This window comes from Variovorax guangxiensis (genome assembly GCF_003952165.1).
Classification (GTDB): Bacteria; Pseudomonadota; Gammaproteobacteria; order Burkholderiales; family Burkholderiaceae_C; genus Variovorax; species Variovorax guangxiensis.
Window position 1 is genome coordinate 255,476 of the sequence record NZ_RXFT01000002.1, and the last position, 18,524, is coordinate 273,999.

The following is an 18,524-nucleotide window of genomic DNA, read 5'->3' on the forward strand; positions in this document are numbered from 1 at the left end:
CTGATGGCGTCGGGCCTGGGGCCGGAGCCTTGCCTATCTAGACGCCTGCCAGCGAAACCAGCGCGGCCAGCGCCGCCGTTTCGGCGCGCAGCACGCGCGTGCCGAGGGTGACGGGCGCGAAGCCCCGGGCGATGGCCTGCTGCTCTTCGCCGGCGCTCAGCCCGCCTTCGGGGCCGCTCAGCACGGTCACGCCCTGTTGCTGCTCGCCCGTTGCCATGTCGGCGAGGCTGCGCGTGCCCTCGGCGAGGCTCAGCACAAGGCGCACGGCGGGGCCGTCCTGGGTCTCGAGCCAGCCGGCGAAGGGCTGCACCGGGTGGATCACCGGCACGCGGTTGCGCCCGCACTGCTCGCAGGCCGCGACCGCGATGGCTTCCCAGTGCGCCCGCTTCTTCTCGGCGCGCTCGCCCGCCAGGCGCAGCACGCCGTGGGCCGTGGCCAGCGGCTGGATGCTCGCCACGCCGAGCTCGGTGGCCTTCTCGACCAGCCAGTCCATGCGCTCGTTGGCCGGCATGCCGACCGCGAGATGCACCGCCCGGGGCGCCTCGCGCTCCACCGGAAGATGCGCGCCGACCGTTACCGAAACGTCGCTGCGGCCCATGCGCTCGACCGTGGCCGCGTATTCGCCGCCCGCGCCGTCGAACAGCGTGAGCGCGTCGCCGGGCTGCATCCGCAGCACCTGCACATGGCGCGCGGCACCGGCCGGCAGCGCCAGGCTGGCGCCGGCGCTCAGCGGCACGGAACAGTGGAAACGCGGCATGCTCTGGAGTCGATGGCTGCGAACGGCCGTTGCGCGGGCGCCGCAGGCTGGTGCTTTTTCAGTTTGTCTTCAGACACGGCCGTAGGCGTAGCCCGTGATGGCCGAAGTGCCCTCGATCTCGTCGATCACGCGCGACAGCGGCGTCAGCTCGGAGTAGCGGCTGGCGGTGGCGCGGATGTAGGCGATGAAGCGCGGCGTATCGGCCAGGTAGCGCGGCTTGCCGTCGCGCAGCGTGAGGCGCGCGAAGATGCCGGCCACCTTGAGATGGCGCTGCAGGCCCATCCACTCGACCGCGCGGTAGAAGGCGCCGAAGTCCTCGTCGACCGGCAGCCCGGCCTTGCGCGCCGCCTGCCAGTAGCGGATGGTGACGTCGAGCACGAACTCCTCGTCCCAGCTCAGGAAGGCGTCGCGCATCAGGCTGGCGATGTCGTAGGTGATGGGGCCGTACACCGCGTCCTGGAAGTCGAGCACGCCGAGCGTGGGAGTCTCTCCCACCATCAGGTTGCGCGGCATGAAGTCGCGGTGCACGTAGACGCCGGGCGACGCGAGGTTGCTCTCGACGATCAGCTTGAAGCTGCGCTCCAGCCGCTCCTTCAGCTTGCCCTCGACGGCGATGCCGCGGTGGCGGCCGATGTACCACTCGGGGAAGAGGGCCAGTTCTCGCTCGAGCAGCGCGCGGTCGTAGGGCGGCAGCACGCCGGGCCTGGAAGAGAGCTGCCAGCGCACCAGCGCGTCGATGGCCTGGTCGTAGAGCGGGCGGGCGGCCTCGGGGCGCGCCGGGTCGATCACGTCCAGCATGGTCTGGCGGCCCAGGTCGTCCAGCAGCAGGAAGCCGTTGGGCTCGTCCCATTCGAGGACCGTGGGGGCCAGCACGCCGGCCGCGGCCATCAGCCCGGCCACCTGCACGAAGGGGGCGCTGTTCTCCTTGTCGGGCGGGGCGTCCATGACGATGCGCGAGGGGGCGGCGGCGTCGGCGGTGTCGAGCCGGAAGTAGCGGCGGAAGCTCGCGTCGGCCGAGGCGAGCCTCACGGTTTCGGGCAGCAGCCGGTGCCGGGGCGCGACGGCGGCCAGCCAGCTGCGGAACGCTTCGGCCCGCTGCGGATCCGTCCAGGCAAGGGGTTCGGCGGGGCGGCTTGGGGCCAATGCGGCCGGGGGCGGGGGTGCTGTCATGGATAATCGATTCTACAAATCCGCCTGGCGCGGCAATCCCCCTTGGCCGGCCTCCGGCCGATGCGGATCGCCACAGGCCCCTGCAACCTGCCGGCCTGCCGCGCCTTCCCCGACGACATTTCGTTCCGAACCGATGCCTACGACCCAAAGCCCTCACGCTTGGCACCTTGTGCGCTCGCTGCTCTCCACGGGAGAGTCGCCGGCTTTCCTCGGAACGGCCGGGCGGGAGGCCTGATGAGCCGACGTCGTGCCGCCGCCCCGCGTCCGCGGCGCCCGGGCCCGCCGCCGCTGCCACTGGCCGTCCTGTCGCTGGCGCTGATCCATGCGCACGGCGCCTCGGCCCAGACGGCTGGCGGCTTCGACGCCCCGCTCACGCTGAAGCGCACGCCCCAGCTCACCGAAATCCTGACGCCCGCCGACCGCAGCCAGATGCCCAGCCTGGTCACCGGCGACCGCATCTCCGGCCGGCCCGACCTCGAGACCGTGGTCGAGGGCAATGCCACGCTGCGCCGCGGCGCGGTGTCCATCACCGCCGACCGACTCGAGTACTACCAGCCCGACGACCGCGCAAAGGCCACCGGCAACGTGCGGGTCAACCAGGCCGGCAACGTCTACGAAGGCCCCGAGCTGCAGCTCAAGCTCGAGACCTTCGAGGGCTTCTTCAACAACGTGCGCTACAAGTTCCTCGCGAACGAGGCGCACGGCGAGGCCAAGCGCATCGACTTCGTCGACGCCAACGTATCGATCGCCCGCGAGGCCACCTACACCACCTGCCGCCGCGAGGACTTCCCTGGCTGGATGCCCGCCTGGCTGCTGACCGCGGCCTCGATCACCACCGACACCGAGGAAAACGAGGGCGTGGCCAAGAACGCGCGCCTGAGCTTCATGGGCATCACCACGCCGCCCATCCCGAGCGTGAGCTTCCCGCTGTCGAACGAACGCAAGAGCGGCCTGCTGCCGCCCACCATCGGCCTGGACAACACCAACGGCCTGGAGATCGCACAGCCGTACTACTGGAACATCGCGCCCAACCGCGACGCCACGTTCACGCCGACGATCATGAGCAAGCGCGGCGTCAACTTCAGCAACGAGTTCCGCTACCTCGAGAAGCAATACAAGGGCGAGATCCGCTTCGACCTGATGGGCAGCGACCGGCTCGTGGGCGACCGCTACAACGAACTGCGCGCCAGCCAGCTCCAGCAGCTGGCCAACGGGCAGATCACCGCCAGCAGCCTGACCAACCCGCCCAAGAACACCCGGCGCTGGGGCCTGTGGCTCACGCACCACCAGGACTTCGACGCCAAGGCGCTGGGCCTGGATTCGCTCTCGGCCAACGTCACCATCAACCGGGTGAGCGACGACGACTACTGGCGCGACTTCACCCGCACGCCCTCGCTCGCGCAGCGCCAGCTGCCGAACGACGCCTCGCTGAACTGGAGCAAGGGCGACTGGAGCGGCATGATCCGCACGCTCAAGTACCAGAACCTGCAGTACAACCTGTCGCCGATCGTGCCCGCGTACGACCGGATGCCGCAGATCACGGCCAACTACAACAAGTACGACTGGCACGGCTTCGACGTCGCGCTGAACCTGGACTACACGCGCTTCCGCGTGAACAGGCTCTCCTCGACCCAGCTCGGCTACGACGTCAACCAGCAGTCGCAGCCCGACGGCGACCGCGCCATGGCCGTGGCCACGATCAGCCGGCCGTTCATCACGCCGAGCACGTACGTCATTCCGAAGCTGATCCTGAACGCGGCCTCGTACAACTACTACCTGCCGCAGGCGGACATCCCGAAGCTCACGGTCAACGGCGTCCAGTACGTCAACGGCCAGGTCTACAACCCCAGCTCGCTGTATTTCTTCCCGACGTCCAGCAACCGCGTGGTGCCGACCTTCAGCCTCGACAGCGGCCTGACCTTCGAGCGCGACGCCAGCTACTTCGGCCGCGCCTTCCGCCAGACGCTGGAGCCGCGCGCCTACTACGTCTACACGCCGTACCGCAACCAGAGCATGCTGCCGAACTACGACTCGGCGGCCAACGACTTCAGCTTCGCGACCATCTACACCGAGAACGCGTTCTCGGGCGGCGACCGCATCTCCGACACCAACGCGCTCACGCTGGGCGTGACCTCCCGCCTGATCGACCCCGACACCGGCGCCGAGGCCGCGCGCTTCGGCATCGCGCAGCGCCTGCGTTTCAGCGACCAGAAGGTCACGCTGCCGGGCGGCACGCCGGTGACCGACCGCGCGAGCGACCTGCTGCTGGGCGCCACCATCAATTGGACGCCCAAGTGGAGCCTGGACACGCTGGTCCAGTACAACCCCGACACCCGCAGGTCGGAGCGCTCGGCCATCAGCGCCCGCTACAACCCCGAGCCGTACCACAACCTGAGCGCGGCCTTCCGCTACCAGGCGCCCACCACCCCGACCGCGACCGACGGCAACAAGTCGATCGACGTGGGCTGGCAGTGGCCGCTGAACGACCTGTGGGGCGACAAGGGCAAGAACCTCGGCCCCGGCAAGGGCCAGGGCGGCGGACGCTGGTATGCGGTCGGCCGGCTCAACTACAGCCTGCAGGACAAGAAGCTCACCGACGGCGTGCTCGGCTTCGAATACGACGGCTGCTGCTGGATCGGCCGCGTGGTGATGCAGCGCATCACCACCGGCCAGGTGACGGCGAACACCCGCATCATGTTCCAGCTCGAATTCGTGGGCTTCTCCAGCATCGGCTCGAGCCCCATGCAGACCCTGCGGCAGAACATCCAGCGCTACGAACCCCTGCGCCAACCGGGCGAAGCGCCGAGCCGCTTCACCAACTACGACTGAGACGACTGACTCTGACTGAGCGAGCGAGCGACGCCATGAAAAACATCCGTTCCATCATCACCCTGGGCTGCCTCGCGGCAATCGCCGCCACGGCGGGCGCGCAGGGCTATCGCCCCGGTACCGGCATCACGGACATCATGCGCGCCGGCCCGCGCCTGGGCCCGCCGGCGGCGCGTCCGTCCACCACGCCCCCGGCGGCGCCGGTGCAGCGTTCGGCCGAATTCATCGTCGCGCTGGTCAACTCGGAGCCGATCACCAACACCGACGTGCAGTCGCGCGTGACGCGGCTCATCAAGGAGAACCCCGACGCCGAGCGCGTGCCCCGCGGCGAGCTCACGCGCCTCGTGCTGGAGCGCCTGATCACGGAGCGTGCGCAGCTGCAGCTCGCGAAGGAAAACGGCATCAAGGTCGACGAAGTGGCCATCGACCAGGCCGAGCAGACCGTGGCTCGCCAGAACGAGATCAGCCTGGTCGAGCTGCGCCGCCGCGTGGCCGCCGAAGGCATCGCGCAGCAGGATTTCCGCAACGACCTGCGCGACCAGCTGCTGCTCACGCGCCTGCGCGACCGCGAGGTCGAGTCGAAGGTCAAGGTCAGCGACGCCGAGGCCGACGAGTACCTGCGCGACCAGCGCAACCAGTCCGTGAAGAACGTGGCGCTGGAGAACCTCAACCTCGCGCAGGTGCTGGTGGCCGTTCCCGAGAACGCCACCGACGCGCAGATCGCCGCCGCCCAGAAGAAGGCGCAGGACATCGCCCAGCGCGCCCGCGCCGGCGAAGACTTTGCCAAGCTGGTGCGCGAGAACTCCGATTCGCCCGACCGCGCCAACGGCGGCGCCATCGGCATGCGCAGCGCCGACCGCTACCCGTCGCTGTTCGTCGAGGCCACGCAATCCACCGCCGTGAACGGTATCGCCGGCCCCGTGCGCTCCAGCGCCGGTTTCCACGTGCTCAAGGTGCTGGCCAAGGCCCAGATCGGCTCCGGCGACGCCACCGTCACGCAGACGCAGGTGCGCCACATCCTGCTGCTCAACGATCCCAAGCGCACCACGGCGCAGGCGGTTGCGCAGCTGGCCGAATTCAAGCGCCGCATCCAGGCCGGCTCGGCCGACTTCGCGGGCCTGGCCCGCGACAACTCGCAGGACGGCAGCGCCAAGCAGGGTGGCGACCTCGGCTGGTCGCGTCCCGGCCAGTTCGTGCCCGAATTCGAGGAAGCCATGGACCGGCTCTCGCCCGGCCAGATCAGCGACCCGGTGGTCTCGCGCTTCGGCGTGCACCTGATCCAGGTGGTGGCCCGCCGCGATTCCAAGCTCAGCCAGTCGGAGCAGCGCGAAGCCGCGCGCGCCGCGCTGCGCGAACAGCGCGTCGAAGAAGCCTTCACCACCTGGGTGCAGGAAGTGCGCGCGCGCGCCTACGTCGAATACCGCGACCCGCCCCAGTCCTGAGCTGATGGCGCAGCACATCGCGAGGAAGCGGTTCGGGCAGCACTTCCTGTCCGACGGCGGGATCATCGATTCGATCGTGCGCGAGATCGCGCCGCAGCCCGGCGATGCCATGGTCGAGATCGGTCCGGGGCTCGCCGCGCTGACGCAGCCGCTGGTGGAGCGGCTGGGCCGGCTCACAGTGATCGAGCTCGACCGCGACCTGGCGAAGCGGCTGCGAGAGCATCCGCAACTGGACGTGATCGAGTCGGACGTGCTCAAGGTCGACTTCGCCGAGCTCGCCGCGAGGTTCCCTGCCGGCAAGCCGCTGCGTGTGGTGGGCAACCTGCCCTACAACATCTCCACGCCCATCCTGTTCCATCTGCTGGGTCATGCCCATCTGGTCGCCGACCAGCACTTCATGCTGCAGAAGGAAGTGATCGACCGCATGGTGGCCAGCCCCGCCACCTCCGACTACAGCCGCCTGAGCGTGATGCTGCAATGGCGCTACGAGATGGAAAACGTGCTGTTCGTGCCGCCCGAGAGCTTCGATCCGCCGCCGCGCGTGGACAGCGCCGTGGTGCGGATGGTGCCGCTGGCGACGCCGCCGGCCGTCGACGAGAGGCGCCTGGGCGAGATCGTGCAGGTCGCCTTCAGCCAGCGCCGCAAGCTGCTGCGCCATACCTTGGGCAAATGGCTCCAGGAGCATGGCTTTTCCGGCGACTTCGACACCCAGCGGCGGGCCGAGGAAGTGCCGGTGGCCGATTACGTGGCGCTGGCCCAGGCAGTGCCCCAATGAAAAAAGCGCGCCGATGGCGCGCTTTCTTTTCACTTGCTCGATCGTCTTTCGTCAGCCGGCATGCTCGGCCGACTTTTTCCGATCAGGCGGCGGCGAGCCAGTAACCCGCGTTGAAGGGGCTGCTCATGCGCAGCGCCAGCGGCGACACGTCGACCAGCTTGTCGGTCGGCATCTTTTCGCCGGCCGGTTCGGTGGCGGCTGCTGCTGCCGCCGCGGTGTTCACTTCGATGCCATCGAGGGTTTCAACATTCGGTTGAGCCTCGTTCGCCCGTTCTGCTTGGCTGGTGGATGCAGAACGGGCTACAGAAAAGAATAGAAGCACCGGAACGGGACCTTGCGGTCGCCCCAGTAGTCCGAGGCGTCGCGGAAGATGTCGAGCAGCTGCTCGCGGGCTTCCTTGTCGAACTTGGCGTTGGCCGGGATCTGTTCCAGCACGATGACGAAACCCGGCTGCGGGCCCGATTTATGCAACGGGTCGGTCATGCAGTCGTACAGCGCGTCGAAGTTCTTCCCGAAGTGGGCCGGGAAGGTGAACTGCTGGGCGATCAGGTCGAGCACGTCCTGCTTGGTCTGGGCGTTGCCCAGGTTGGCGTACAGGAAGTGCTGGCCGGCCGCATTGGCTGCGTCCTGCAGGTCGTTCACGCGGAACGCGCGGATCGATTGCACGATGTTCGGGCGTACGGCACGAAGGGATAAGGTCATCTCCGCTGGTCTTTCCATAGTCATCATCATTTCGTCGGGGCGCTTCGAGGCGCCGCTCAGGTCGTTTTCATCGCTCATGGCGCAATCCGTCTGAAACTCGCGTAGTGGTCCGCGGTGTACCAGCAGGCCTCGGGCGCGGTGCGCTGTTCGCCGCCGCAGACGATCCGCCGTGCTCCGCGGTCGCGCGAACCGGGCGTCGTGACCGTGTATTCACGGTAGTGGCCTCGGCGGGCGGGCGGCAACAGACGTTCGCGATTGCCGAACACCGTGCCGTCCTTGTCATACCGGAAGGGACCGCCATTGAGGATGGCCTGGTAGGTCCGCTGGCCCTGCGCCGGCAGGTCGGCCAGTGCGATGGTTTCCTCGGCGGAGGCCTTTCCGGCGCCGAACCATCCGCGGGCCTCGGCCCCCGTCGTCAACGCCACCAGCATCAGACTGGTGAGCGCAAACTTTGTGACAGAGGACGTGATCGAGGCGTAAGCCGCCATGGGGCACCACAAGAAAAGAGCGGGGGGTCGAATCGGCGATCAACGTCGGGGTTAACCCGCAAATTCAAGCCCGCGAGTGTGCACCACGCTGGCGAAAATAGCAAGCGACTGCCCAAAGTTTGAGCAGTCGCGAGGGTATCGAATGGCTTTTCAAGTTGGCGGCCACTCTCGCCAGAGAGCTTATCTCTCGGCGTTTGCGTCTGCCACTGTCAAGGCTGTCATGTTCACGATGCGCCGAACAGTCGCGCTCGCCGTGAGAATGTGCACAGGTTTGGCCGCCCCGAGCAGAACCGGACCGATCGCGATGTTGCCGCCTGCCGCCGTCTTGAGCAGGTTGTAGGAAATGTTGGCCGCGTCGATGTTCGGGAAAACCAGCAGGTTGGCGTCGCCCGCGAGTGCGCTGTGCGGCATGACGACCGCGCGCTGCTTGCTGTCGAGCGCCACGTCGCCGTGCATTTCGCCGTCCACCTCGAGCCAGGGCGCCTGCACGCGCAGCAGGTCGAGCGTCTTGCGCATCTTGATGGCGCTGGGGCCGTTGCTGGTGCCGAAGTTGGAGTGCGACAGCAGCGCAGCCTTCGGCTTCAGGCCGAAGCGCATCATTTCCTCGGCCGCCATGGTGGTGATCTCGGCAAGTTCCTCGGGCGAGGGGTCGTAGTTGACGTGCGTGTCGACCAGGAACACCTGGCGGTCGGGCAGCAGCAGGCCGTTCATGCAGGCGTACACCGGCACGTCCTGCGGGGTGCTTTCGCAGCCGCCGGGGCGCTTGCCGATCACCTGGTCGATGTAGTGCAGGTGGTTGGCGGTGGTGCCCCAGGTGCCGCAGATCAGGCCGTCGACCTCGCCCTTGTGCAGGAGCATCGAGCCGATCAGCGTCAGGCGCCGGCGCATCTCGATCTTGGCGACCTGCACGGTCACGCCCTTGCGCTCGGTCATGCGGTGGTAGGTCTGCCAGAACTCGCGGTAGCGGTGGTCCTGCTCGACGTTGACCACGTCGTAGTCCAGCTCTTCCTTCAGGCGCAGGCCGAATTTCTCGATGCGCTGGGCGATGATGGCCGGCCGGCCGATCAGCGTCGGGCGCGCGACGCCTTCGTCCACCACGATCTGGGCTGCGCGCAGCACGCGCTCTTCCTCGCCTTCCGAGTAGGCCACGCGCTTCTTGCTCGCGCGACGGGCGGCGTCGAAGATGGGCTTCATCGTGGTGCCCGAGGCGTAGACGAAGCTCTGCAGCTTGTCGCGGTAGGCGTCCATGTCCTTGATGGGGCGCTGCGCCACGCCGCTTTCCTCGGCCGCCTTGGCGACGGCCGGCGCGATCTTCATCATCAGGCGCGGGTCGAAGGGCTTCGGAATCAGGTATTCGGGGCCGAAGCTCAGCTTTTCACCGACGTAGGCGGCGGCCACGCGCTCGCTCTGCTCGGCCTGCGCCAGGTCGGCTATGGCGTGCACCGCGGCGATCTCCATCTCGTCGGTGATCGTCGTCGCGCCGCAGTCCAGCGCGCCGCGGAAGATGTACGGGAAGCACAGGACGTTGTTGACCTGGTTCGGGTAGTCGGTGCGGCCGGTGGCCATGATCACGTCGTCGCGCACCGCGTGGGCGTCCTCGGGCGAGATCTCGGGGTTGGGGTTGGCCAGGGCGAAGATCACCGGGCGCCTGGCCATCTTGGCCACCATGGCGGGCTTGAGCACGCCGCCGGCCGACAGGCCCAGGAACACGTCCGCGCCCTCGATCACCTCGCCGAGCGTGCGCGCGTCGGTCTTCTGCATGAACTGGCGCTTGTCGTCGTCCATCAGCTCGGTGCGGCCCTCGTAGACCACGCCGGCCAGGTCGGTGACGAACACGTTCTCGCGCTTCAGGCCCACCTTGAGCAGCAGGTTCAGGCAGGCCAGCGCCGCGGCGCCCGCGCCCGAGGCCACCAGCTTGACCTCTTCGATCTTCTTGCCCGCCACCTTCAGGCCGTTGACCATGGCCGCCGCCACGGTGATGGCCGTGCCGTGCTGGTCGTCGTGGAAGACCGGAATCTTCATGCGCTTGCGCAGCTCGCGCTCGACGTAGAAGCAGTCGGGCGCCTTGATGTCTTCCAGGTTGACCGCGCCGAAGGTGGGCTCCAGCGAGGCGATGATGTCCACCAGCTTGGCCGGGTCCTTCTCGTCGATCTCGATGTCGAACACGTCGACGCCCGCGAATTTCTTGAAGAGGACGCCCTTGCCTTCCATCACCGGCTTGGAAGCCAGCGGGCCGATGTCGCCCAGGCCCAGCACGGCGGTGCCGTTGCTGATGACGGCCACGAGGTTGCCCCGGGAGGTGTACTTGAATGCGTTGGCCGGGTCCTTGACGATCTCCTCGCAGGGAGCCGCCACGCCGGGCGAGTAAGCCAGTGACAGGTCGCGCTGGTTGACCATCTGCTTCGTCGCCGCGATGGCGATCTTGCCGGGAACGGGAAACTCGTGGTACTCGAGGGCGGCACGGCGCAGTTCTGCGCGTTTGTCTTCGGGCGTGGGAGTCGATGAGGTCGAGGGGGTCGAATCTGACATGTGCCGTAGCTCCTGGTGGCGCTTCTTCTGGGGGCGCCGATTGTAGACCTCGCGCATGACGCCCTAGGCCGCATGGCCAGGGGCTCCCATGACCAATAGCACGGGTGTTTCTTCAGATCGCTGTGGCAATATGCATAGTTCGGACAAAACCTGAAAAAACCTGACGAGGAGCGACCATGGCCCTGATGGATTTCATCAAGAAGCAGTTCATCGACATCATCCAGTGGACCGAGACCGGCGACGGCACGCTGGCCTGGCGCTTCCCGATGGCGGAGATGGAAATCCAGAACGGCGCCTCGCTCACCGTTCGCGAGTCGCAGGTTGCCGTCTTCGTCAACGAGGGCAAGGTGGCCGACGTGTTCGGCCCCGGCATGTACAAGCTCACGACGCAGACGCTGCCCGTGCTCACGTACCTGAAGAACTGGGACAAGCTCTTCGAGTCGCCCTTCAAGAGCGACGTCTACTTCTTCAGCACCCGCCAGCAGGTCGACCAGAAGTGGGGCACGCCCCAGCCGATCACCATCCGCGACAAGGACTTCGGCGCCGTGCGCCTGCGCGCCTTCGGCAACTACTCGTTCCGCATCGGCGACGCCAAGGCCTTCCACACCGAGATCTCCGGCACGCGCGACACCTACACCGTGGCCGACCTCGACGGCCAGCTGCGCGGCCTGGTGCTGCAGAACATCAGCAATGCCATCGCCTCCAGCGGCGTGCCCTTCCTCGACCTCGCGGCCAACCAGATCCAGTTCGCACAGGCGCTCGCCGCCCAGCTGGTGCCCGAGTTCGAGAAGATCGGCATCAAGCTCGAGAACATCACCGTCCAGAACGTCTCGCTGCCCGAAGAGCTCCAGAAGATCCTCGACCAGAAGATCGGCATGGGCATGGTCGGCAACGACATGGGCAAGTTCATGCAGTACCAGACGGCGCAGGCCATTCCCAAGTTCGCCGAGGGCGCTGCCGGCGGCGGTGGCGTCGCCGGCGACGCGATGGGCCTGGGCGCCGGCGTGGCGCTCGGTCAGGTGCTGGCGCAGAACCTCGCGCAGGGCCTGAGCCCCAACGCGGCGGCAGCCGCGGCAGCCCAGCAGCAGCAACCGGCGGTGGCCGTGGTGAGCGCCGCCGACGTGATGACGACGCTGGAAAAACTCGGCGAGCTGAAGACGAAGGGCATCCTGACCCAGGAAGAGTTCGACGCCAAGAAAGCCGAACTGCTGAAGAAGCTGGTCTAACCCCCAGGCTTCGCGCACTTCGTGTCGCTTCTCCTCCCCCCTTGCAGGGGGCAACACCGACGGCCCGGCAAAGCCGGTTCCGTGGTGTTTCCCGCAACTGCATCCGTGGTTACAGCCGTCGATCTCCTGAGCCGCCATGGCTGAGGAAACCGGCAACCAACGCTACTACCGAGCGCCCTGCCCCGGGTGCGGCGCGCCGGTCGAATTCCGCTCGGCGCAATCGACGCACGCGGTCTGCCCCTACTGCCAGAGCACCGTCGTGCGCCAGGGCGACACGCTCGCGCGCACCGGCAAGATGGCGGAGCTGTTCGACGACTTCAGCCCGCTGCAGCTGTTCGCCGCCGGCCGCATCCAGGACAAGCCCTTCACGCTGATCGGCCGGCTGCAGTACACCTACCCCGGCGGGCGCTGGACCGAATGGATCGCGGCGCTCGACGGCGACCGCACCGGCATCCTCAGCGAGGACAACGGGGCCTACGTCTTCGCGCTGCCCTTCGATCTGCAGCGCACCGCGCCTGCGCCGGTCGACCTGCGCGTTGGCGCCACCAGCGCCTTCGCGGGCCAGAGCTACACCGTCACCTCGAACGAGCAGGTGGCGCTGACCTCGGCGCAGGGCGAACTGCCGCACCTGCCCGAGCTCGGCCGACCGTTCGCGATGGTCGAGTTGCGCAACGACCGCGGGCTGGTGCTCAGCATCGACTACGGCACGGCCAGGCCCAGCGCCTACCTCGGCCGCTCGGTGCAGCTCGAGGACCTGCAGCTCACCGGCCTGCGCGCCGAATCCGCCAAGGACGAAAAAGGCCGCAGCTTCAACTGCCCCAACTGCGGCTCGCCCGTCACCGTCAACCTGGCGGACAGCAAGAGCATCACCTGCGGCTCGTGCAACAGCATCATCGACCTGTCGCAAGGCATCGGCGGCGAGCTCAAGCACGCCACGCAGGACGAGCCCGTGCGCCCGCTCATCGCGCTGGGCAGCATGGGCCAGCTGCAGGGCGCGCAGTGGCAGGTGGTTGGCTTCCAGCACCGCATGGGCAGCGAGCCCGGCGACGACGAGCACTTCGGCTGGGACGAGTACCTGCTCTACAACAAGAAGCGCGGATTCAGCTTCCTGGTGGACGCCGAGGACGGCTGGAGCATGGTCAAGCCGACCACCGGCGCGCCGGTGATGGCCGAGAACGGCAGCAGCGCCACCTATCTCGGCAAGCGCTACCAGCAGCAGTACGCCTACAACGCCGAGACCACCTACGTCGCGGGCGAGTTCTACTGGCAGGTCGAGCGCGGCCAGAAGACCTTCAACCGCGACTTCGCCAACGGCGGCGCGCTGCTGTCGATGGAGCGCTCGACCAATGAGCTGACGTGGTCCTCGGGCAGCAAGATCGACAGCGGCGCGGTCGCCACTGCCTTCAAGCTCGACGCGCGCAAGGACATGTTCAAGCGGGCCGACGCGCTGCCCGTGAGCGCCGCCTCGGGGCTGGGCTGCGGCACCATCATCCTCATCATCGTCGTGATCATCATCCTGCTGATCATCCTGAGCACCTGCTCCAGCAGCGGCGGCTCGGGCTACCGCAGCTCGGGCGGCTCCTACGGCGGCTATTCGAGTGGCGGCGGCCACAAATGACGGCGAAGATGCACGCGATGTCTCTCATCATTACTACGACTGGAGGTCCCCATGGGATTTGAATGGCTGAAACCGGGCGTGGTCCTCGGATCGCTCGTGTACGCGCTGATCGGCGTCGTGATCTTCTGGCTGTGCTTCCTGATCATCGACAAGATCACGCCCTACGACCTGTGGGGCGAGATCGTCGAGAAGCAGAACGTGGCGCTCGGGCTGGTGGTTGCCGCGATGAGCCTCGGCATCAGCATCATCGTCGCAGCAGCAATACATTGAACGACGCGGCCCTGCCCGCGCACGGCCCGGAAGCGCGGGGGCCGCAGCCCGTGGAGATCGCGCTGCTCGCCAGCGTGTTCGTGGTCGCCGCCTGCGGGCTGGTCTACGAGCTCACCGCGGCCGCGCTCAGCTCCTACCTGCTGGGCGACTCGGTGCTGCAGTTCAGCACCATTATCGGCACCTACCTGTTCGCGATGGGCGTGGGCTCGTGGCTCTCGCGCTACTTCGAGCGGCAGCTGCCGGCGCACTTCCTGCGCATCGAACTGCTGGTGGCGCTGATCGGCGGCGCGCTGCCGGCGATCCTGTTCCTGGCCAACGCCTACGTGCCCGGCGCCTTCAGGCTGCTGCTGTACGGCCTGGTGATGGTGGTGGGCACGCTGGTGGGGCTCGAGATCCCCCTGGTGATGCGCATCCTCAAGCGCAACATCGTGCTCAAGAACCTGGTGTCGCAGGTTCTCACCTTCGACTACCTCGGTGCGCTGGCGGTGTCGGTGGCCTTCCCGCTGATCCTGGTGCCGCAGCTCGGAATGATCCGCACCGGCCTGCTGTTCGGCTTCATGAACGCGGCGGTGGCGGTGTGGGCGCTGTGGCTGTTCCGCCATGAACTGCGCCGGGTTGGCGCGCACGCCGTCGCCTGCTTTCTCGCGCTGGCCGCGCTGGTGGGCGCATTCGCCGGCGCCAACCACATCACCACGCTGGCCGAGGACAAGTTCTACCAGGACCGCATCGTCTTCAGCGCCACCTCGCCCTACCAGCGCATCGTGGTCACGCGCGGGCTGCTGGGGCACCGGCTCTTTCTCAACGGCAACCTGCAGTTCGCCGAGCGCGACGAATACCGCTACCACGAGGCGCTGGTGCATCCGGTGATGGCCGCCCAGGGCGCGCCGAAGAAGGTCGCGGTGCTCGGCGGCGGCGACGGCATGGCGGTGCGCGAGATCCTCAAGTACCCCTCGGTCGAGTCGGTCACGCTGGTCGAGCTCGATCCGAACATGACCAGGCTCTTCACCGAGCACGAGACGCTGGCCGCGCTCAACGGGCATTCGCTGTCTTCGCCGAAGGTGAAGATCGTCAACACCGATGCCTTCCAGTGGCTGCAGCAGCCGGGCGACATGTTCGACGTGATCGTGGTGGACTTTCCCGATCCCACGAACTTCGCCATCGGCAAGCTCTACACCAACAGCTTCTACGCGCTGCTCGAGAAGCGCCTGTCGGCCAGCGGTTACGCGGTGATCCAGACCACCTCGCCGCTGGTGGCGCGCAAGAGCTACTGGACCGTGGCGACCACCATCGAATCGGTGGGCCTGCGCGCCACGCCGTATCACGCGCATGTGCCCAGCTTCGGCGAATGGGGCTACATCATCGCCAGCCGCAGGCCGTACCGCATGCCCGATGCGCTGCCGCCAGGTCTGCGCTTTCTTTCGCCGACCACCCTGCCGCTGATGTTCGACTTTCCGCTCGACATGGCGCGTGTGCCGGCGGAAGTGAACCGGCTGTCGAACCAGATCCTGGTCACCACTTACGAGCAAGAGTGGGGCAAGGTCATGGCTCACTAGCCCCGTCATGCAAAGGCGCGAATTCCTCGGCGTGGCGGCGGGCGCGGCGGGTGCTCTGGCGCTCGCAGGCTGCGAGGCGCCTCCTCCGCCCATCGAAGGGGGCTTCACCGGCATCGATGTCATGCGCGGCCATGCGATGCGCGACGGCGCCCTGAAGCGCGTCGCGCCTGCCACGGTGAAGCGCACGCGCGTGGTCATCGCCGGCGGCGGCGTGGCGGGTCTTGCGGCGGCCCGCGCGCTGCGGCTTGCGGGCATCGACGACTTCGCGCTGCTCGAGCTGGAAGACACCGCCGGCGGCAACGCGCGCGGCGGCATCGTCAGCGGCATCGCCTGCCCGCTGGGTGCGCATTACCTGCCGGTGCCGGGTGACGATGCGCGCGAGGTGCAGGATCTGCTGGAGGAGCTCGGCCTGCGCCGCCGCGTGGCGGGTCGCTGGGAGTACGACGAAGTCACGCTCTGCCACAGCCCGCAGGAGCGCCTGTTCCTTCACGGCGAGTGGCAGGACGGCCTGCTGCCCATGCACGGCGTGAACGACGCGACGCTCGCGCAGTACCGCAAGTTCGCCCAACGCATCGACGCGCTGCAGCATGCCGCGCACTTCGCGATTCCGACGCTCAAGGTCGCCATCACGCCCGAGCTGCTGGCGCTCGATGCCATCAGCTTCCAGAGCTGGCTCGACAGCGAAGGCTTCAGCGATGCGCAGCTGCGCTGGTACCTCGACTACTGCTGCCGCGACGACTACGGCGCCGGCATCGGGCAGGTGTCGGCCTGGGCCGGCATCCATTACTTCGCGAGCCGGCACGGCTTCCACGCGCCCGGCGATCCGACGGGCAGCGTCAACGATTCGAGCCCCGAGCGCGACGGCATCCTGACCTGGCCCGAGGGCAACGGCTGGCTCACGAAGCAGCTCGCCAGGCCGCTCGGCGAGCGGCTGCGCACTGGCAGCGTCGTCACGCGCATCGCCGAAGTGCGCGACGGCGTCGAGGTCGATGCGTGGGATGCCGCATCGAAATCCATGGTGCGCTGGCAGGCCGAACACTGCATCGTCGCGCTGCCCGTGTTCATCGCCGCACGCGTGGTCGAGAACCCGCCCGAGGTGCTGAAGAACGCCGCCGCGCACGTGCGCTACGCCCCCTGGCTGGTGGCCAACATCCACCTGCGCGGCCCGCTGGCCGACCGGCCCGGCGCCGCGCCGAGCTGGGACAACGTGATCTACGGCACCAGGGGCCTGGGCTACGTTGACGCGCGCCACCAGGCGCTGGACCCCACGCCGCGCGGTACCGTGCTGAGCTGGTACCGCCCGCTGGGCCCGAGCGCCTACGACGCCGACGACGGCCGCAAGCTGCTGCTGGAGCGCCCCTGGACGGGCTGGCGCGACGACTTGCTCGCCGAACTGTCGGTGCCGCACCCCGACCTGCCTTCGCTGGTTTCGCGCATCGAAATCACCCGCTACGGGCACGCCATGTCCATCCCCAGGCCCGGCCTGCTGGCGCAGATAGGCCCGCAGCGCAGCGCGCCCGACGCCGGGCATCGCGGCAGCGTGGTGGCGGGCCGGCTGTCGTTCGCGCACGCGGACTGGTCGGGCTATTCGATCTTCGAAGAGGCGTTCACGCGCGGGCACGTTGCCGGAACGGACGCGGCGGCGGCAGCAGCATGAAGACGCTGGTGCTCGGCGGCTACGGCAACTTCGGCGCGCGCATCTGCCGCGCGCTGGCCGGCAGCCCCGGCATCGAGTTGATCGTGGCGGGGCGCGATGCGCAGCGCGCGTCGGCCTTCGCGTCCTCGCTGGGCGGCACCGCGAGCGGCGTGCGCATCGACGTGCAGGCGGCCGATCTCGCCCGCACCCTGCGCGGCCTCGGCGTGGAACTGGTGATCCACACCGCCGGGCCCTTCCAGAACCAGGACTACTGCGTGCCGCAGGCCGTCGTTGCCGCGGGCGCGCACTACATCGACCTGGCCGACGGACGCCGCTTCGTGTGCGACTTTCCTGCCGCTTTGGACGCGGACTTCCGCACCGCCGGCCGCACCGCGGTGAGCGGCGCCAGCACCGTGCCCGCACTGTCGTCCGCCGTGATCGACCATCTCGCGGACGGCTGGCAGGGCATCCGGAGCATCGACATCTGCATCGCTCCCGCGCAGGGTGCGCCGCGCGGCGAGGCCACTCTGGCTGGCGTGCTCGCGTACTGCGGTGAGCCGATCCGCGTCTGGCAGGGCGGCCGCTGGATCGAGCTGCCTGGCTGGGCCGATCCGGTGAAGGTGGAGTTCGCGCGCATGAAGCCGCGCCGTGGTGCGCTCTGCGACATTCCCGACCTGGAGCTCCTTCCGGCGCGCTACGCGGGCGTGCAGTCGGTGATGTTCCGCGCCGCGCTCGAGGTCGGGTTGACGCAGCGCGCCTTCGCCTTCCTGGCCTTCATGCATCGCGCGGGCCTGCTGCCGGCGCCGCAGAAGCTCGCGCCGCTGCTGCATGCCACCGGCGGCGTTTTCGACGCCCTGGGCACGGCGCTGGGGGGGATGGTCGTGCGCGTGGAAGGCACCGATGCGCAGGGCCGGCCGGCGCGGCGCGCGTGGCACATCGCGGCCGACGACAACCATGGGCCTGAGATTCCCTGCATGGCCGCCATCCTGCTGGCGCGCCGGCTCGCGAATGGCGATCCGACGCTGCCAGTGGGTGCGCATGCCTGCACGGGGTTGCTCGGCCTGTCCGAATTCGGGCCAGAGTTCGCACGCTGGGGCATGGTGACCGACGTGGTCGACGAAGAAAGAAGCGAAAGCCCCGTCACCAGATGAACCGTTCTGCCGACGAGACCGACAGCCTGCTGCGCTACAGCCTTGTCGCCGTGTGGCTGCTCACCGCCGTGGCCAGCCTCTTCGAACTGAATGGCCAGAGCCGTGCGGTACTGGCCGCTGCGGGTATCGCGTCGCCGCAATGGCTGGTGCAGGGGCTGATCGCCGGCGGCGCGCTGGCCGATCTCGCGGTCGGCATCGCGCTGTGGCGATGGCCCGGCCGCACCAGCTATGCGGCGGCGCTGGGCCTGATGCTCGTCATGACCCTGGTGGCGACCGTGCTGCAGCCGGGCCTGTGGCTGCATCCGCTCGGCCCGCTGCTCAAGAACATCCCCATTGCCGCCCTGCTCTGGCACCTGTACCGGCGCGCCGCACCATGAC

The 18,524-nt window shown here is 68.2% G+C and carries 16 protein-coding genes; 10 read left to right on the forward strand and 6 right to left on the reverse strand.

Annotation, left to right across the window (positions count from 1 at the left end; translation table 11 throughout):
* Positions 1 to 37: 37 nt before the first annotated feature.
* Both EJP67_RS06785 and EJP67_RS06790 read right to left on the reverse strand, forming a co-directional pair.
* Entirely contained in the window at positions 38 to 757 is a 720-nt protein-coding gene (locus EJP67_RS06785) for a 16S rRNA (uracil(1498)-N(3))-methyltransferase (RefSeq protein WP_126020895.1), read from the reverse strand.
* A 69-nt stretch (positions 758 to 826) separates the two neighbouring features.
* Complete coding sequence (locus EJP67_RS06790) at positions 827 to 1,927, reverse strand: aminoglycoside phosphotransferase family protein (protein WP_126020897.1); 1,101 nt, start codon at positions 1,925 to 1,927, stop codon at positions 827 to 829.
* A 234-nt stretch (positions 1,928 to 2,161) separates the two neighbouring features.
* Between EJP67_RS06790 and EJP67_RS06795 the strand changes: the two genes are divergently transcribed.
* From EJP67_RS06795 to rsmA, 3 genes are read left to right on the forward strand one after another with little or no spacing between them, the layout of a single operon-like run.
* On the forward strand, positions 2,162 to 4,756 hold the full coding sequence (locus EJP67_RS06795; RefSeq protein ID WP_126020899.1) for an LPS-assembly protein LptD: 2,595 nt from the start codon (positions 2,162 to 2,164) through the stop codon (positions 4,754 to 4,756).
* A 35-nt stretch (positions 4,757 to 4,791) separates the two neighbouring features.
* Positions 4,792 to 6,198: a peptidylprolyl isomerase gene (locus EJP67_RS06800; protein WP_126020901.1), complete on the forward strand. Its 1,407-nt coding sequence runs from the start codon at positions 4,792 to 4,794 to the stop codon at positions 6,196 to 6,198.
* Positions 6,199 to 6,202: 4 nt separating this feature from the next.
* Entirely contained in the window at positions 6,203 to 6,973 is a 771-nt protein-coding gene (gene rsmA / locus EJP67_RS06805) for a 16S rRNA (adenine(1518)-N(6)/adenine(1519)-N(6))-dimethyltransferase RsmA (RefSeq protein WP_126020902.1), read from the forward strand.
* 82 nt (positions 6,974 to 7,055) lie between these two features.
* On the opposite strand, the gene EJP67_RS33875 is transcribed toward rsmA, so the two are convergent.
* The 4 genes from EJP67_RS33875 to EJP67_RS06820 all read right to left on the reverse strand — a co-directional run bounded on the left by EJP67_RS33875 (position 7,056) and on the right by EJP67_RS06820 (position 10,692).
* Positions 7,056 to 7,196, reverse strand: a complete 141-nt coding sequence (locus EJP67_RS33875) for a hypothetical protein (RefSeq protein WP_165909564.1) — start codon at positions 7,194 to 7,196, stop codon at positions 7,056 to 7,058.
* 77 nt (positions 7,197 to 7,273) lie between these two features.
* Positions 7,274 to 7,699 carry a barstar family protein gene (locus EJP67_RS06810; RefSeq protein ID WP_086011111.1) on the reverse strand — a complete coding sequence of 142 codons (426 nt, stop codon included), beginning with the start codon at positions 7,697 to 7,699 and terminating at the stop codon, positions 7,274 to 7,276.
* A 50-nt stretch (positions 7,700 to 7,749) separates the two neighbouring features.
* Positions 7,750 to 8,163, reverse strand: coding sequence for a guanyl-specific ribonuclease (locus EJP67_RS06815; protein ID WP_126020904.1), 414 nt, complete (start codon positions 8,161 to 8,163; stop codon positions 7,750 to 7,752).
* A 180-nt stretch (positions 8,164 to 8,343) separates the two neighbouring features.
* Positions 8,344 to 10,692: an NADP-dependent malic enzyme gene (locus tag EJP67_RS06820; RefSeq protein ID WP_126020906.1), complete on the reverse strand. Its 2,349-nt coding sequence runs from the start codon at positions 10,690 to 10,692 to the stop codon at positions 8,344 to 8,346.
* 176 nt (positions 10,693 to 10,868) lie between these two features.
* On the opposite strand from EJP67_RS06820, the gene EJP67_RS06825 reads away from it, so the two are divergent.
* The 7 genes from EJP67_RS06825 (at position 10,869) to EJP67_RS06855 (ending at position 18,523) form a co-directional block, all read left to right on the forward strand.
* Positions 10,869 to 11,918 (forward strand): SPFH domain-containing protein, encoded by a 1,050-nt coding sequence (locus tag EJP67_RS06825; RefSeq protein WP_126020908.1) that lies wholly within the window; start codon positions 10,869 to 10,871, stop codon positions 11,916 to 11,918.
* 136 nt (positions 11,919 to 12,054) lie between these two features.
* On the forward strand, positions 12,055 to 13,536 hold the full coding sequence (locus EJP67_RS06830) for a DUF4178 domain-containing protein (RefSeq protein ID WP_126020910.1): 1,482 nt from the start codon (positions 12,055 to 12,057) through the stop codon (positions 13,534 to 13,536).
* Positions 13,537 to 13,587: 51 nt separating this feature from the next.
* Positions 13,588 to 13,806 (forward strand): DUF350 domain-containing protein, encoded by a 219-nt coding sequence (locus tag EJP67_RS06835; RefSeq protein ID WP_019653703.1) that lies wholly within the window; start codon positions 13,588 to 13,590, stop codon positions 13,804 to 13,806.
* Positions 13,803 to 15,359 (forward strand): polyamine aminopropyltransferase, encoded by a 1,557-nt coding sequence (locus EJP67_RS06840; protein ID WP_240650545.1) that lies wholly within the window; start codon positions 13,803 to 13,805, stop codon positions 15,357 to 15,359. The genes EJP67_RS06835 and EJP67_RS06840 overlap by 4 nt, the downstream gene beginning before the upstream one ends.
* A 7-nt stretch (positions 15,360 to 15,366) precedes the next feature.
* Entirely contained in the window at positions 15,367 to 17,016 is a 1,650-nt protein-coding gene (locus tag EJP67_RS06845) for an FAD-dependent oxidoreductase (protein WP_126020912.1), read from the forward strand.
* Positions 17,013 to 18,146: a saccharopine dehydrogenase family protein gene (locus EJP67_RS06850; RefSeq protein WP_126020914.1), complete on the forward strand. Its 1,134-nt coding sequence runs from the start codon at positions 17,013 to 17,015 to the stop codon at positions 18,144 to 18,146. The genes EJP67_RS06845 and EJP67_RS06850 overlap by 4 nt, the downstream gene beginning before the upstream one ends.
* Positions 18,143 to 18,523: a DoxX-like family protein gene (locus EJP67_RS06855; protein ID WP_126020916.1), complete on the forward strand. Its 381-nt coding sequence runs from the start codon at positions 18,143 to 18,145 to the stop codon at positions 18,521 to 18,523. Before EJP67_RS06850 ends, EJP67_RS06855 begins: the two co-directional genes overlap by 4 nt.
* Position 18,524: the final 1 nt, after the last annotated feature.